Annotated in this window: 11 protein-coding genes; 3 read left to right on the top strand and 8 right to left on the bottom strand. The window is 72.3% G+C overall.

What is annotated here, in order from left to right:
• Positions 1-67: 67 nt before the first annotated feature.
• The gene (locus tag MIAR_RS01670) at positions 68-946 is read left to right on the top strand and encodes a 3-methyladenine DNA glycosylase (protein WP_285630341.1); all 879 of its coding nucleotides are present in this window, start codon (positions 68-70) and stop codon (positions 944-946) included.
• On the opposite strand, the gene MIAR_RS01665 is transcribed toward MIAR_RS01670, so the two are convergent.
• Both MIAR_RS01665 and MIAR_RS01660 read right to left on the bottom strand, forming a co-directional pair.
• Positions 940-2,106 carry a glycoside hydrolase family 3 N-terminal domain-containing protein gene (locus MIAR_RS01665; RefSeq protein ID WP_285630339.1) on the bottom strand — a complete coding sequence of 389 codons (1,167 nt, stop codon included), beginning with the start codon at positions 2,104-2,106 and terminating at the stop codon, positions 940-942. The genes MIAR_RS01670 and MIAR_RS01665 overlap by 7 nt on opposite strands.
• Before the next feature lie 9 nt (positions 2,107-2,115).
• On the bottom strand, positions 2,116-3,186 hold the full coding sequence (locus tag MIAR_RS01660; RefSeq protein WP_285630337.1) for an NAD(P)-binding domain-containing protein: 1,071 nt from the start codon (positions 3,184-3,186) through the stop codon (positions 2,116-2,118).
• A gap of 124 nt (positions 3,187-3,310) precedes the next feature.
• Here MIAR_RS01660 and MIAR_RS01655 point away from each other — a divergent pair, with 124 nt between their 5' ends.
• Both MIAR_RS01655 and MIAR_RS01650 read left to right on the top strand, forming a co-directional pair.
• Positions 3,311-4,459: a calcium:cation antiporter gene (locus tag MIAR_RS01655; protein ID WP_285630335.1), complete on the top strand. Its 1,149-nt coding sequence runs from the start codon at positions 3,311-3,313 to the stop codon at positions 4,457-4,459.
• A gap of 34 nt (positions 4,460-4,493) precedes the next feature.
• Positions 4,494-4,931, top strand: a complete 438-nt coding sequence (locus MIAR_RS01650; RefSeq protein WP_285630333.1) for a VOC family protein — start codon at positions 4,494-4,496, stop codon at positions 4,929-4,931.
• 43 nt (positions 4,932-4,974) lie between these two features.
• On the opposite strand, the gene MIAR_RS01645 is transcribed toward MIAR_RS01650, so the two are convergent.
• From MIAR_RS01645 to MIAR_RS01620, 6 genes are all read right to left on the bottom strand, one after another.
• Positions 4,975-5,568 carry a hypothetical protein gene (locus MIAR_RS01645; RefSeq protein WP_285630331.1) on the bottom strand — a complete coding sequence of 198 codons (594 nt, stop codon included), beginning with the start codon at positions 5,566-5,568 and terminating at the stop codon, positions 4,975-4,977.
• Positions 5,569-5,572: 4 nt separating this feature from the next.
• Positions 5,573-6,841, bottom strand: a complete 1,269-nt coding sequence (locus MIAR_RS01640; protein WP_285630329.1) for an ammonium transporter — start codon at positions 6,839-6,841, stop codon at positions 5,573-5,575.
• Between the two features lie 191 nt (positions 6,842-7,032).
• Positions 7,033-7,713 carry an ABC transporter ATP-binding protein gene (locus MIAR_RS01635; RefSeq protein WP_285630327.1) on the bottom strand — a complete coding sequence of 227 codons (681 nt, stop codon included), beginning with the start codon at positions 7,711-7,713 and terminating at the stop codon, positions 7,033-7,035.
• A complete protein-coding gene (locus MIAR_RS01630) occupies positions 7,710-8,639 on the bottom strand; it encodes an ABC transporter ATP-binding protein (RefSeq protein ID WP_285630325.1) in 930 nt (309 codons plus the stop codon). Before MIAR_RS01630 ends, MIAR_RS01635 begins: the two co-directional genes overlap by 4 nt.
• 26 nt (positions 8,640-8,665) lie before the next feature.
• Entirely contained in the window at positions 8,666-11,341 is a 2,676-nt protein-coding gene (locus tag MIAR_RS01625; protein WP_285630323.1) for an ABC transporter permease, read from the bottom strand.
• Positions 11,338-13,686, bottom strand: a complete 2,349-nt coding sequence (locus tag MIAR_RS01620) for a hypothetical protein (RefSeq protein ID WP_285630321.1) — start codon at positions 13,684-13,686, stop codon at positions 11,338-11,340. Before MIAR_RS01620 ends, MIAR_RS01625 begins: the two co-directional genes overlap by 4 nt.
• Between the last annotated feature and the right edge of the window lie 36 nt (positions 13,687-13,722).

The following is a 13,722-nucleotide window of genomic DNA, read 5'->3' as shown; positions in this document are numbered from 1 at the left end:
CGCTCGCTGGACGGTGTCCGAGGGCGGACCCGGCGTTCCGATCGGCGCGGCCGCGTATCCTCGTGGGGTGCCCACCATCCTCTCCCGCGACGAGTGGATCGAGCGCGCCCGCGCGCACGAGGCGCGAGCGGATGCCCTGACCGCGGCGCACCGCGAGCGGGCGGCGCGCGGCGAGAAGCATCCGGTGTGGGACTTCCTCTTCACGTACTACTCGTACAAGCCCGCCATGCTGCGTCGCTGGCACCCGGGCGCCGGCGTCGTGCTGCAGGACGCGCCGGAGCGGGCCGGGTGGCGCTGGTACTCCTCCGCGGACGGCGGCGCCGTCGCCCCGGACGCGGACCTGTTCCGCACGGAGAAGCCGCAGCTCGCCGACCTCGTGGAGCGGATGCTGCGCCGCACAGCCTCGCGCCCCGGCCAGTTCGGATGCTTCGGCCTGCACGAATGGGCCATGGTCTACCGGGAGCAGGAGCATCGTCATCCGGTTCCCCTTCGGCTGGGCCAGGCCGGGACGGATGCGGTGGTCGAGACGCACGAGCTGCGCTGCACGCACTTCGACGCGTTCCGGTTCTTCACTCCCGACGCCGTGCCCCGCAACCGTCTCCCGCTCACGCGCGACTCCCAGCCCGACCTGGAGCAGCCCGGCTGCCTGCATGCGGGCATGGACCTGTACCGGTGGGCGGTGAAGCTGGGTCCGCTGATCCCCGGTGAGCTCATGCTGGACGCCTTCGAGCTCGCGCGCGACATCCGGCTGCTCGACATGGAGGCCGCACCCTACGACCTGTCCGCGTGGGGCGTGCGGCCGGTGCGCATCGAGACCGCCGAGGGCAAGGCGGAGTACGTGCGCCGGCAGCGTGAGTTCGCGGAGCGGGGAACGGTCATGAGGGAGCGGATCCTGGACGCCTGGCTCGCTGCCTCGACGGGCTCGGCAGCCCCCATGGGTCACTGAGCCGGACGAAGCGCCATCCGCTGGGCCATGACGTGCTCGGCGGCGTCCTGGAGACGCTCAGCGGGGAGCGTGCCGTCCTGCACAGCCGTGACGATCGCCTGCGCCATCCGCCCGGCCGTCCGCGCGTCCGACCCCGCGATCATCAGCACCATGTCGTTGCCCGCGGCGAGCGCGGCGACGGCATCGGCCACCGGGTCGCGGTAGGCGGCGACCCCCGACGAGGTGAGCATCCCGATGTCGTCGGTGACCATGAGGCCCGTGAACCCCAGGTCGTTCCGCGCGATCTCGTGCCAGCGCGGTGAGAGCGAGGCCGGCGCGGCGTCCACCGCCGTGTAGGCGAGGTGCCCGAACATCAGCACTTCGGCGCCCGCATCGATGCCGGCCGCGAACGGCGCCGCCGGACCCGCCCGCCACTCGTCGAGTCCCATCGGCGTCGAGGGGATGCTGACGTGCGAGTCCCCGGGTGTCGCGCCGTGGCCGGGGAAGTGCTTCAGCGTGGAGAGCACCACCCCCTTCTCCCCCTCGACGGCTGCCACGACTCGCGCCGAAGAGGATGCCGGGTCCGTGCCGAGCGCTCGCGGCGCGATGAACGACTGCGGGTTCGCGGGCACATCGGCGACGATGCCGAAGTTGAGGTTCGCCCCGGTCGCGGCGACCAGCGCCGCTCGCTGCGCGAACACCTGCTGCACCTGAGCCGGATCGGCGGACTGCAGGCGGCGCCCGCCCGGCAGGGTGTCCCAGGGCAGGCGGGAGACGTAGCCGCCCTCCTGGTCGATCGCGATCAGAGGGGGAAGGGCGGGGTCGATGACGAGCGCGTCGGTGACGGCCTTCTCCTGCGCCGCATCGGCGGCGACGTTCGACCCCATCAGGATGAAGCCGCCGAGGGAGGCGCCCTCCGGGCCGGAGGTCATGAAGGCGCGCAGTGCGGCGGGATCGGTGCCGGGCACCGTGCCCATGATCACGCTCGACGCCTGCTGCGCCAGGCTCATCCTCGCGACGGCGGCCTGCGCCGGGTCGAGGGTCGGGGTGGGCGTCGGCGACGGCGTGGACGCGGCGGTGCGTGAGGCGGATACCTCGGGCGACGTCGTCGATGGCGCGCAACCCACCAGGGCGATCACGGCGAGCGCGGCGATCGCTGTTCCCCAGGCGGATCTGCGCATGCGTCCACGCTACGCGATGACGCTGACCGTCTCCCGGGCGGCGAGACTGCGCTGCACGCCCTTGGCCGCGGTGCGGCCTGCACGGTTTGCGCCGATGGTGCTCGCGGAGGGCCCGTAGCCGACCAGCTGGATGCGCGGGTCGGCCACCGCCGTCGTGCCCCGCCCCGCACGGTCGAGCTGGATGCCGCCGAGCGGGCTGCGCAGGTGCAGCGGGGCGAGATGCGCGATGGCGGGCCGGAAGCCCGTGGCCCAGAGGATCACGTCCACGCGTTCGAAGGACCCGTCCGCCCAGCGCACGCCGTCGGGTTCGATGCTCCGGAACATCTCGCGTCGGGCGGCGTAGGCGCCGAGCCGCTCGGCCTCGCGCTCCTGCGGGCGGAGCATGAGCCCGGTGACGCTGACCACGCTCTCCGGCGGCAGGCCCTGCGCGACGCGCTTCTCGACGAGGGCGACGGCGGCGGCCCCGGCCTCGGGGCTGAAGTCGTCCGTGCGCCACACCGGCGGACGCCGGGTGACCCACAGCGTGTCGGTGATCGGCGCCAGCGCGCCGACGAACTGCACTGCCGAGGCTCCGCCGCCCACCACCAGCACCCGCTTGCCGAGGAAATGCTCGGGGCCGGGGTAGTCGACGGTGTGCAGCTGCTCCCCGAGGAACGTCTCCATGCCTGGGTAGTGCGGCAGGAAGGGCTTGGTCCACGTGCCGGTCGCGTTCACGAGGGTGCGGGTGCGCCACTCCCCCTGGTCGGCGCGCACCACGAGGACACCATCCTCATCGACGACCTGGCGCACCGCGACGGGCCGGAGGACGGGCAGGTCGTGCGCGCGCTCGTAGGAGCCGAAGGTGCGGGGCACCGCCTGGTTCGCCCGCTCAGAGGTGTGCGCGGGCGGCGTGTCCCCGGGAAGCTCGGCCACCCTGTGCACGTCCTTCATGGTGAGGGCGTCCCAGCGATGCTGCCAGGCGCCGCCCGGGCGGTCGTTCGCGTCCAGCACGACGTGCTCGATGCCGAGCCGCTTCAGGTGGTACGAGGCCGACAGACCGGCCTGGCCCGCCCCGATGACGACGCTCTGGAGGATGCTCACACCCGATCCCAACGTCCGCCTGCGCCGGGATGTTCCCTTGGTAGAATCGGCGTGAAGCGACCGCCGGGACGACCCGAGCGGAGTCATCACAGGCGGGGACGGCCCTGCGGATTCGGCATCCGCCATGCGAACCCTCCTCCGCACCGTCCTCACCCCGACCGCCGTCCTCCGACTGGTCCTGGGCTGGGGCTCCTTCCTCCTGCTGCTCGCGCTCGGCACCGCCCTGGACGGCGACCTGCCCGCCTGGCTGCTGTGGCTGCTGCTCGCCGGCATCGTCGCCGTGATCACGGTGAGCGCATTCGGCGTCGTCACCGAGGCGGAGCATCTCGCGCACCGACTCGGCGATCCGTACGGGACCCTCGTGCTGACTATCTCGATCGCCGCGATCGAGGTGATCCTCATCGCCGCGGTGATGCTCGGCCCGGGCGAGCACACCACGATCGCCCGCGACTCCGTGATGGCCGTGTCCATGATCATCATGAACCTCGTGATCGGCGTCGCGCTGCTGGTGGGTGGCATGAGGCATCGGCATCTCCGCGCGAACCCCACCGGCGTCTCGCTGTACCTCGGGATGCTGATCGTGCTGCTCTCTGTGGCGTTCGCGCTGCCCGCGCTGATCGGGGGCGAGGGCGCCTACGCCCCGGCTCAGGCGATCCCTCTCGTCCTGCTGACGGTGGGGCTGTACGCCTTCTTCCTGCTGCGTCAGATGGGTGCGCAGCGGACGGACTTCCAGGAGGTGCCGGATGCCGGTGATACGGCCTCCCCTGCTTCCTCCCCCGATGCGGTGCGGGCTCCGATCGGCGCAGTGCTCGTCGAGCATCGTGCCGAGCTGACCGCACGCACCCTGCTGCTCATCGCGATGGTGCTGCCGATCGTGCTGCTCTCGCACGACATGGCGACGCTGTTGGATGACGGGCTGGACAGGCTGGGAGCACCGGTCGCGCTGTCGGGCATCCTGATCGCGATGATCGTGTTCCTGCCCGAGACGATCACCACGATCCGGGCCGCTCTCGGCGGCGAGATGCAGCGCATGAGCAACCTGTGCCACGGCGCTCTCGTCTCCACGGCGGGGCTGACCATTCCCGCCGTGCTCACGATCGGGCTGCTCACCGGTCAGCACGTGCTGCTGGCCGAGTCGCCGGTGAACCTGCTGCTGCTCGGCATGACGCTGCTGCTGACCATGGCCACGTTCCTGGGCCGGCGTCTCACCGCGCTGCACGGCGCAGCTCACCTGTTCGTGTTCGTGCTGTACGGGATGAGCGTGTTCAGCTGATCGCCCAGCCCACGCACCGGAGTACGGTGGCCGCATGGCGATCGTGCGCATGGACAATGTGGGAATCGTGGTGGACGACCTCGACCTCGCCGTCGAGTTCTTCACCGTGCTCGGGATGGAGCTCGAGGGACGGCAGCTGATAGAGGGCGAATGGGCCGGACGCGTCGTCGGGCTGAGCGGGATGCGCTCGGAGATCGCCATGATGCGCATCCCCGGCGCTCCGGGAAAGCTGGAGCTCGCGACCTATCACGCGCCGGAACTGCTCGGCCGGGGTGCGCAGGCGATCCCCCACACGCTCGGGTTCCATCGGGTGATGTTCGCCGTCGACGATCTCGACGACACGATCGCGCGCCTCGGCCCGCTCGGCGGCGAGCTGCTGGGCGAGGTCGTCGACTACCGCGGACTCGTCCGCCTGTGCTACTTCCGCGGACCGGGCGGAATCGTCATCGGCCTCGCGGAGGACGCCGCCTGAGGGCGAACCGAGCGGATCCGCTGGACTCGGATCCGCTCGGCTCTCAGCCGACGACCATCAGCACCCGGGCATCGTCGGCGACGACCCCGAGCCCTGCGCCCTCGTCCCGTGCCTCGTCGGGGACGACCAGCGCCTCCATCGCCGTCGCGGTGCTGCCTCCCGCGCTGACCCGCCCCGAGCGCACCACGATCGCTCGCACATCGGCGGGGAGTGCCGGCACGCCGTGCAGATCCGAGAAGACCAGCGAGGGCGTCGCCCGCGCCGGCACCGAGGAGAGCACGAGCACACGGCTCAGCTCTGCGGCCCGCAGCTGCGGGCGCCGCAGTTCGAGGAACGCGCCCGCGTAGTGCAGCACGCGCTCTTTGCGCAGCCCCACCGCGGCTCCCGGCCCGACGCCCACCTGCGGCCCGCCGATGCCGGCGAGCGTGTGCGCGGCGTCCGGCGGGAGATGGAGCACCCCCTCCGGACGCCGCAGCTCGACCAGCTGCAGCATCCAGTGCAGCTCCCCGCCCGCCCCCCAGTGCCCGCAGATCTCACGGACGTGTCCCCCTCCGGCCACGAGCCCTCGCCGGGGCAGGTCCCGCAGGCGCATGAGCCTGGTCGGGGCCGGCCCCGGAACGAAGGTTGCACTCGTCATCGGATCAGACCCGCGCTCCGATGAGGACGTAGCCCTCTTCGCCGTGGACCACCGTGTCGAGACCGGCGATCTCGTCCTCGTCCTTGACGCGGAAGCCCATGGTCTTCTGGACCACGAAGCCGATCACGAGTGCGAGTCCGAACGAGTACACCAGCACCGCTCCGGCGGCGAGCGCCTGAGCCGCGAGCTGCGCGAAGCTGCCGCTGTAGATGAGTCCCGTGTCGTTGGCGAAGAAGCCGAGGTACAGCGTTCCGATGATGCCGCCGATGAGGTGGATGCCCACCACGTCGAGCGAGTCGTCGAAGCCGAGCTTGAACTTGAGGTCGATCGCGAGCTGGCAGACCGCGCCGGCGAGCAGACCGAGCACGACGGCCCAGATCGGCGAGAGGGCGGCGCACGCCGGGGTGATCGCGACGAGACCGGCGACCGCACCGGATGCGGCCCCGACCGACGTCGGCTTGCCGTTGCGGATCTTCTCCATCACGAGCCAGCTGAGCAGCGCTGCGGCGGGGGCGGCGAGGGTGTTCACGAACGCGAGGGAGGCGGTTCCGTCGGCACCGAGCTCGGAGCCCGCGTTGAACCCGAACCAGCCGAACCACAGCAGGCCCGCGCCGAGAAGCACGAACGGCGGGTTGTGCGGCACGTCGGCGCCCTTCTGGAAGCCGATGCGACGACCGAGGACCAGAGCGAGGGCGAGTCCTGCCGCTCCCGCGTTGATGTGGACCGCCGTTCCTCCCGCGAAGTCGATCGCCCCCACGCCGAGCATGTCCTGCAGGCCCTTGGTGACCCAGCCGCCGTAGGCGAAGCTGCCGTCCTCGGCCAGGCCGAAGTTGAAGACCCAGCTCGCGACCGGGAAGTAGACGACGGTCGCCCAGACGCCGGCGAACACCATCCAGGCGCCGAACCGGGCCCGGTCCGCGATCGCGCCCGACACGAGGGCGACGGTGATGATCGCGAACGTCGCCTGGAACGCGACGAAGGCGAGCGGCGGGTAGGCGGCGCCCTTAGGAACCTCGAGCAGGCTGTTCAGCCCGATCGCCGACCAGTCGATCGTCCACGGGGCGATCAGCCCCGTACCGCTCGGGAACGCGATCGCATAGCCGAAGACGACCCACAGCACGCCGATCAGTCCGATCGCGCCGAAGCTCATCATCATCATGCTGATCACGCTCTTGGCCTTGACGAGGCCGCCGTAGAAGAACGCCAGACCTGGCGTCATCAGCAGCACGAGGGCTGCGCATATCAAAACGAAGGCGGTGTTCCCCTGATCCATGGGTCCGCTCCTCTCTCAGTGAGAACGCTCCTGCAGCGTCGGGTGAGGAAAGACTCCCACCGGCGCGTTTCGCGCCGACGCGCGCGGTGTTTCCGGGGCGTTTCGGCGCAGACCCGGCGCGTGAACACCTCGTTACAGGGGACCGGATCAGCGGCATCGCTGCTCTCGACCGCTCGGTGCGGCCTCTGCGTTCAGCCCTCGCGTCGGCGCAGCACTCCGTCGTGCAGTTCCAGCACGCGGTCGGCCCGGGCGAACATCGCCGCGTCATGAGTGGCCACGACCGCCGCGGTTCCCCGATCGTGCACCAGCCGGGCGATGAGCTCCATGATCTGCCCGCCGGTCTCGCTGTCCAGCTGCGCGGTGGGCTCGTCGGCGAGCAGGATGCCCGGAGAAATGACCAGCGCCCGTGCGATGCCGACCCGCTGCTGCTGCCCTCCCGACAGCTCCCCCGGCCGCTGCCTGGCGTGATCCTCGAGACCGACGTCACGCAGGGCATCCGCGACCCGGCGATCCCGCTCGGCCGGCTCGGTGCGGCGGATGCGCAGCGGCACCTCCACGTTCTCGGCGGCCGAGAGCACCGGGATGAGGCCCGCGGTCTGGAAGATCGACGCGATGCGCGATCCCCGCAGGGCGGCGACGTCCGTCTTCGGGTCGGCGAGGTCGACACCGTCCACGAGCACCCGGCCCGCTGTCGGACGGTCGAGTCCGCCCAGCATCGTGAGCAGCGTCGTCTTCCCCGCTCCGGAGCGCCCGGCGATCACCACGAGCTCCCCCAGCTCGACGGCGAGCTCGGCCTCGCGCACCGCCACGACGTCTCCGCCGGCACTCGCGAACGTCCTCGACAGACCCTCCGCCCGCAGCACGGCGCTCACGCCCCGTCCTCCCTCGCATCGGACGCATCATCCGATGCGTGCTCCGCGGGATGCCCGTGCCCGGGCGCGACCCGCACGTGATCGGGCTCGAGAGTGAGCCTCACCCGCTCACGCAGCTCGAGCGCGCTGACGAAGTCGGCCGGCAGCTGCATGCGCCCGGCACGATCGAGCACGGCGTACTCCTGCGCCATCCGCACCGACCGTCCCTCGTCGTCCAGATGCGTGCGACGCAGCGTCTCCGTCGAGGTGCGCCCGTCGCGGATCCGGACCGTGCGCTCGACGTGCTCGGTCACCGCCGCATCGTGCGTGACGATGAGGGTCGTCACACCGCGCTCGCGGTTCACGGTCTCCATGGCGGCCAGCACCTCGCCGCTGGTCTGCTCGTCGAGCTCCCCCGTCGGCTCATCCGCCAGCAGCACGCGAGGCCCGTTCGCGAGCGCGACGGCGATCGCCACCCGCTGCCGCTGTCCGCCGGACATCTCGGCGGGATGACGATCGGCGACGTCGGCGGCGCCCAGCAGCTCCAGCAGCTCGTCGCCGGCGGCGGCGCGCCGCATGCGCGGCACGACGCCGGCGACCTCGTGCACCATCGCGATGTTCTCCCGTGCGGACAGGTAGGGCAGCAGATTGCGCGCCGACTGCTGCCACACGAAGCCGACGCTCTGCCGGCGGTAGCGCAGCCGCTCCGCGCCCCTCATCGTCACGAGGTCGTGGCCCGCCACCCGGGCGGACCCCGCCGTCGGCCGGTCCAGGCCGGCCAGGATGCCCAGCAGCGTGCTCTTTCCCGATCCGGACGCCCCGATGAGCGCGACCATCTCCCCGCGCGACATCCGAAGCTCCAGCCCCTGCAGCGCCTGCACCTCCACGCCCTGCGCCGTGAAGATGCGCACCAGTCCCTCGCACACGATCGAGCCGTCGTCCGACATGTGGTCCATCCTCTCTCCCGCGTGCATCACTGCGCCCGCTCGTCGTCGGCGCAGATCGCGTCCGCCGCACCGAGACGCGAGGCCAGTCCCGTGGCCACCAGCACGGCAAGCGCCGACAGACCGGAGAACGCGATCACGGCGAGCACCGGCCACCAGCCTCCGAGCAGGACCGGCGGCTGGTCCGCGCCGCCCACGAACCCATGCAGATCCAGCTGCGGGATCACCAGCCAGGCCGTGGCGACTCCGACACCTGCACCGAACGGCAGAGCCACGAGCAGGGCGGGCCCCACCTCCCACAGCACCAGGCTTCCCGCCGCACGTCGCCGGTGCCCCAGCGTGCTGAGGATCGCCAGCATCCGCGCCCTCGACCCCGCGCCGAGCACGAGGGTCGCGACGACAGCGAGAGCGAGGAGCACGGCAACGAGGGCGCTCGCCGCCAGCAGAGCGCCCTGCACGAACCTGTAGCCGGGGTCCTGCTCGCGGACGTCGGCCACCGCGGCCGGTGTGGTGGACGTCGCGTCCCCGCCCAGCGCGGCGGCAGCGGCTGCGCCGACGGCATCCGCATCCGCTCCCGGTCTGAGGGAGACGAAGAGCTGCGCGAGGCCGGTGTCCTGCACGTCGAGCGCCTCGGTGTTCGCATCATCGACGATCAGCCATTGCTCGGCGGTTCCGAACGGCGCCTGCGACGGCACCGTTCCGACGATGCGCGCCGGCACTCCGCCGATCTCGAGCCGCGTGCCCTGGGCCGCGCCCAGCAGGGCGGTCAGCTTCTCCGAGATGACCACGGGAACGGCGTCGCCGGATGCCCGGGTCAGCGCCCGGGGAAGCGGCAGGGCACCGTCGGAGCCCCTCTGCACCTTCACGAACGCCTCCCGATCGACCGTGTACACGCGCGCCTGCTGGTGTCTGGCGCCCGACGAGACCTCCACGGTCGAACCGCCGCCGCGGCCGGCCATCGCCGCCACGCCGTCGAGCTCGGCGACACGGGCTGCTCCGGATTCCGCGATGTACGCAGCGTCGATGCGCACGTCCGCGCCCACGCCGATCGAGGCAGCACGGGCGATGCCGCCGGAGACCGTGGCGGCGAACGCCACCGAGAACACGGCGACGCCCACGCCGACCATCACCGCCAGCACGGGCGCCGCGCGCACCACGGGATCGCGCCGTGCGCGCGCGGGGCCCAGCAGCGCGGCGAGCGACACCCGACTCCGCCCGCGGATCTCGGCGAGCCCGAGCAGTGCCGGCAGCAGCCGCAGGGAGAGCACCGTGCCCGAGGCGCCCAGCAGCACGAGCAGGGCGAGCAGCAGCGGGTCCGCTCCCCCGCCTCCGCCGCGCATCATGACGAGCACGGCGAGCACACCGGTCGCGATCAGGATCACCGACTCCGCCGCGAGCCTTACCCTGCGGAACCTGCCCGCATCGCCCAGATCGTGCCTCCCACGGCGCTCGGCATCCGTCAGGACGCTCCATGGCAGGACGACGATCGGCACGGCCGCCAGCACCACGGGGATCACGACCACTGCACCCGAGGCCCACCCCGGCCGGATCGCGGCCACGACCGCTCCCAGGGCCGCACCGAGCACGCCCAGGAAGGCGCCCTCCCCGCCGAGCAGTGCGACGAGTCGGCCGAGGGACGCGCCGCGCGCCCGCAGCACGCCTGCGGCCGTGACCCGGCGCACGGCGATCAGGCGGCTCACCAGCGCCAGCACGACGAGCGCAACGACGATCGGACCGACGGCGGCGACCGTGACGACCGGTGTCATCGCATCGGCGCGCGCGACGCCGGCATCGATCGACTGCGGGAGCGAGGACCGGAACTGCAGGCCACCGTTGTAGAACGGCGAGTCGTGCATGGGTATGCGTGCGGGATCCGCGGCGAGCCGGCGCAGCTGCGCCGCGGCCTTCGCCGCCGTCGTCGCGTCCAGCGCCGTCCCCTCGAACGGCATCCACGCACTGGTCTTGATGTCGCTGATCCGGTCGGTCAGCGCGGTGATCTCATCGACATGCATGAACCCGGCGACGACGAGGATGCGGTTGCCGCCCCCGTCGACCTCGATCAGCGGGGTGAGCGATCCGTTGATGAACGTCCAGTCGCCCGCATCCCGGCCCGACGGCTCCACCGTGCCGGTGAGCGTCAGCGTCAGATCGTCCCACTGCCGCTCCGTGCCGACCTTCCAGTCCAGCTGCGCGGCGATCCTGTTCGTGAGTGCGATCTCCACGCCGTCCGCGGGGTCGGTGCGCGTCGGCAGGCGGCCGTCCACGAGCTTCGAACGAGAGAGGAATCCGGGGTCGGAGACGAGGCCCACCTTGTTGAACGGCACAGGCCCCACGCGGTCGGGACCGTCGTCGGATGTCGGCACGGGGTCGATCATCATCGACAGCCTCGGCGTCCCGAGCAGCCCGCGCAACGGCTCGGGCTGCTCCTGACGGCTCCGGTCGAGCGCAGTGAGGGCGGTGCGCCAGACGCCGGCATCCGCATCCGCTCCGCCGAACGCGGGCATCCCGGGTACCGTCGCCGACGGCCAGCGCGTCAGAGCTGGCACCGACGACACCGCGCGCTGCACGGTCGCAGTGCGACCGGCCTCCAGCATCCCCGGCGCCGCGATGCCCGCCCACGACAGCACGGCGATCACGACGACGAGGAGCAGAGAGAGCAGCGGCGTCGTCGACGCGCCCCTCATCAGCACGCGGATGCGGTTCATGCGCCGGCCCCCAGCGTGATCGGCAGGACTGCCGCGGCGATGCCCGCGCCCACCGCGCCACCGGCCACCACGGCGTACACCGCGAGGCCCGCACCCTCGCCGGTTCTCAGGGCCCGGCGGCGCGGCGGTGCCAGCCCGAGGGCGAGAAGCACGCGCTCCTCGCCACGGCGCGTGCGGTTCATCGCCGAAGTGGCGGCGATGAACCCGATCACGCCGAGCAGCGCGGCCAGCAGCGCGCCCGCCGTGAGCACGCGGGTCGCCACGGAGGTGACCGGGACGGCGCTCACCTGTGCGGCGGTGAGGATCTGCACGGGCTGCGTCGCATGGGCGCGCAGCTGCTCCGCGGTGCTGGTGGGATGCTCGCTGCGCAGCCAGAGCTCGTTCGCGGGAAGATCCACATCTGCGGCGCGCAGCTCCTCAGGGGTGGTCGCGATCGCCAGGCCGCTGCCCGCGCCAGGGATGATGTCGACGATGCGCGCGATCCGCACGGTGACGGGACGCGGCACGAAGCGGATCTGCGCGGCGAAGGCGGTGCCCACCTCGGCGTCGAGGCGATCGGCGAGACGTCGTGTGACGTCGGCGTCGATCTCGGGACCGCCGTCCCCCTTGCGATGCCCGCCGAAGCCCACGGCGCTCGCCGGCCCGGCGACGAGCACGCCGGTGTCGGCACCCACCGTCAGGGGCGTGTCGAGGATCTCCGCAGCCGTCGTCACGCCGCTCCAGCTCGACGCGGTGTCCGCGCTCACGTCGATCGCACTCTCGGAGATGAGCCGGACGTCGCCGCCCAGAAGCGTGGTCAGCGCGCGCTGTTCCGCCCTGCCCGCGACCACCGGGGCTGTCGCGGCCAGGGCGACGGATGCTGCGGCCAGGGCGAGGCACAGGATCGCCACGGCGACACCGCCCATGCGCCGGGCGACCTGGCGCAGAGGAAGGATCGGCGCGATCCCCCGTGTGCGCCGCAGCAGTCGCTCGGCACCGGCGGCCAGAGGACCCGCGGCGACGGGGATGAGGGCGCACGCCGCGACCAGCAGCAGCGCCGGAGCCGCGGCCGCGAGCGGTTCGGGCGTGCCGTCGTCACGGACGACGGCACCGAGCGCGAACAGCTGCCAGGCCGAGAGCGCGGCGATGCCGACGACGATCCCCGTCGGGAGCAGCAGCGCGGCGAGCGTGCGCGCCCCGGCGTCGCTGCGCTCCGCCGCCGGGCGCACGCCGACGACGTGCCGCACCGTGAACAGCGCCGCTGCGAGGGCGGCGAATCCGATCGCACCGGCAGCGGTCCACGCCATCGCGGCTGTGACCCCTGTCGTGGCGGCGAGCACGGCCACTGCAGGCGAAGCGCCCACGGCCGCGCAGATCGCGGTCTCGGCCGCCGCAGCCAGCGCGAGGCGGCGCACGGAGGCGCCTCTGGCGCGCAGCAGAGCGAGCTCCTCACCGCGTGCGTCCGTCTGCGATGACAGCACGATCCCGAGCACGAGCGCACCGAGCAGCGCGAGGATCAGCAGGGGGGCGACGTGCAGGCCCCGCGTGGTTGCGAGTGCGGCGCCCAGCCGCTGCAGGGTGTCGCCGAGGTCACCCTGGATTCCCGTGCTGTGCTCGTTTCGCGGGTCGACCGCCTCGGGCAGGCTCCGCAGCGTGACGAGGGCGCTCTGCAGCGCTGGGATGTCGGCGGGCTCGACCCGCGAGAGCGCGATCTCCCAGATGACCGTGACGGTGTCGGCGTACGCGTTGAGCGCGCCTTCGGCGACGAGCGCCGGGCCGATCGACCCGTCGCTCTCCCCCGAGACGACAGCCGGGTCCCCGAGCCAGGCGGGATCGGTGGGGTCGTCGGGTGTCCAGGTGCCGACCAGGGTGAGCTCGGTTCCCTCGGCGTCGCCGGCGAGGGGGACGGTGTCGCCGACGCCGAGCTCCAGCCGTTCCGCTGCGGCGACCGACAGAGCGATCTCGCTATTCGTTCGCGGCCACGTCCCGGCGGCGAGGGTCGCGAGATCGGGTACGCGGTCATCGTCCAGCATCCCGAGGCTCGGGCCGCTGCCGCCGGCCGCGGCGAGCTCCACGTCTGCGGACGCCCGCCGCGAGACGACGGTGCGCTCCCCGGCGAACGCGGCGGAGATCTCCCTGCGCACGGCCTCGTCCTGCGCGGCGGCGTCGGACGCCTCGTCGGCGACCACGCGGATCGTGCGGGCGCCGGGCTCGGCATCCGTGAAGACGCGAGAGGCGCCTTCCGCCAGCATCCGCTCGGCGACCGCATCGATGCCGCCGATCCCCGCCACCAGCAGCGCGACGACCAGGGCGATCAACGACAGACGACCGGCGTGCTGTCGGGCCCGCCTCAGTGCAAACGCCATCGCTCCTCATCACCACGCAATGCAGAACATCCTCGC

Source organism: Microbacterium arabinogalactanolyticum (genome assembly GCF_030268005.1).
GTDB lineage: Bacteria > Actinomycetota > Actinomycetes > Actinomycetales > Microbacteriaceae > Microbacterium > Microbacterium arabinogalactanolyticum.
The sequence above is the reverse complement of the archived record's forward strand: the minus strand, read 5'-3'. Positions and strand labels throughout refer to the sequence as shown.

Bases quoted from the DNA above. Each gene is read 5' to 3' on its own strand.
- MIAR_RS01665 (WP_285630339.1), bottom strand. From the start codon at position 2,106: ATGCGCAGATCCGCCTGGGGAACAGCGATCGCCGCGCTCGCCGTGATC.
- MIAR_RS01655 (WP_285630335.1), top strand. From the start codon at position 3,311: ATGCGAACCCTCCTCCGCACCGTCCTCACCCCGACCGCCGTCCTCCGA.
- MIAR_RS01650 (WP_285630333.1), top strand. From the start codon at position 4,494: ATGGCGATCGTGCGCATGGACAATGTGGGAATCGTGGTGGACGACCTC.
- MIAR_RS01645 (WP_285630331.1), bottom strand. From the start codon at position 5,568: ATGACGAGTGCAACCTTCGTTCCGGGGCCGGCCCCGACCAGGCTCATG.
- MIAR_RS01640 (WP_285630329.1), bottom strand. From the start codon at position 6,841: ATGGATCAGGGGAACACCGCCTTCGTTTTGATATGCGCAGCCCTCGTG.
- MIAR_RS01630 (WP_285630325.1), bottom strand. From the start codon at position 8,639: ATGTCGGACGACGGCTCGATCGTGTGCGAGGGACTGGTGCGCATCTTC.
- MIAR_RS01625 (WP_285630323.1), bottom strand. From the start codon at position 11,341: ATGAACCGCATCCGCGTGCTGATGAGGGGCGCGTCGACGACGCCGCTG.
- MIAR_RS01620 (WP_285630321.1), bottom strand. From the start codon at position 13,686: ATGGCGTTTGCACTGAGGCGGGCCCGACAGCACGCCGGTCGTCTGTCG.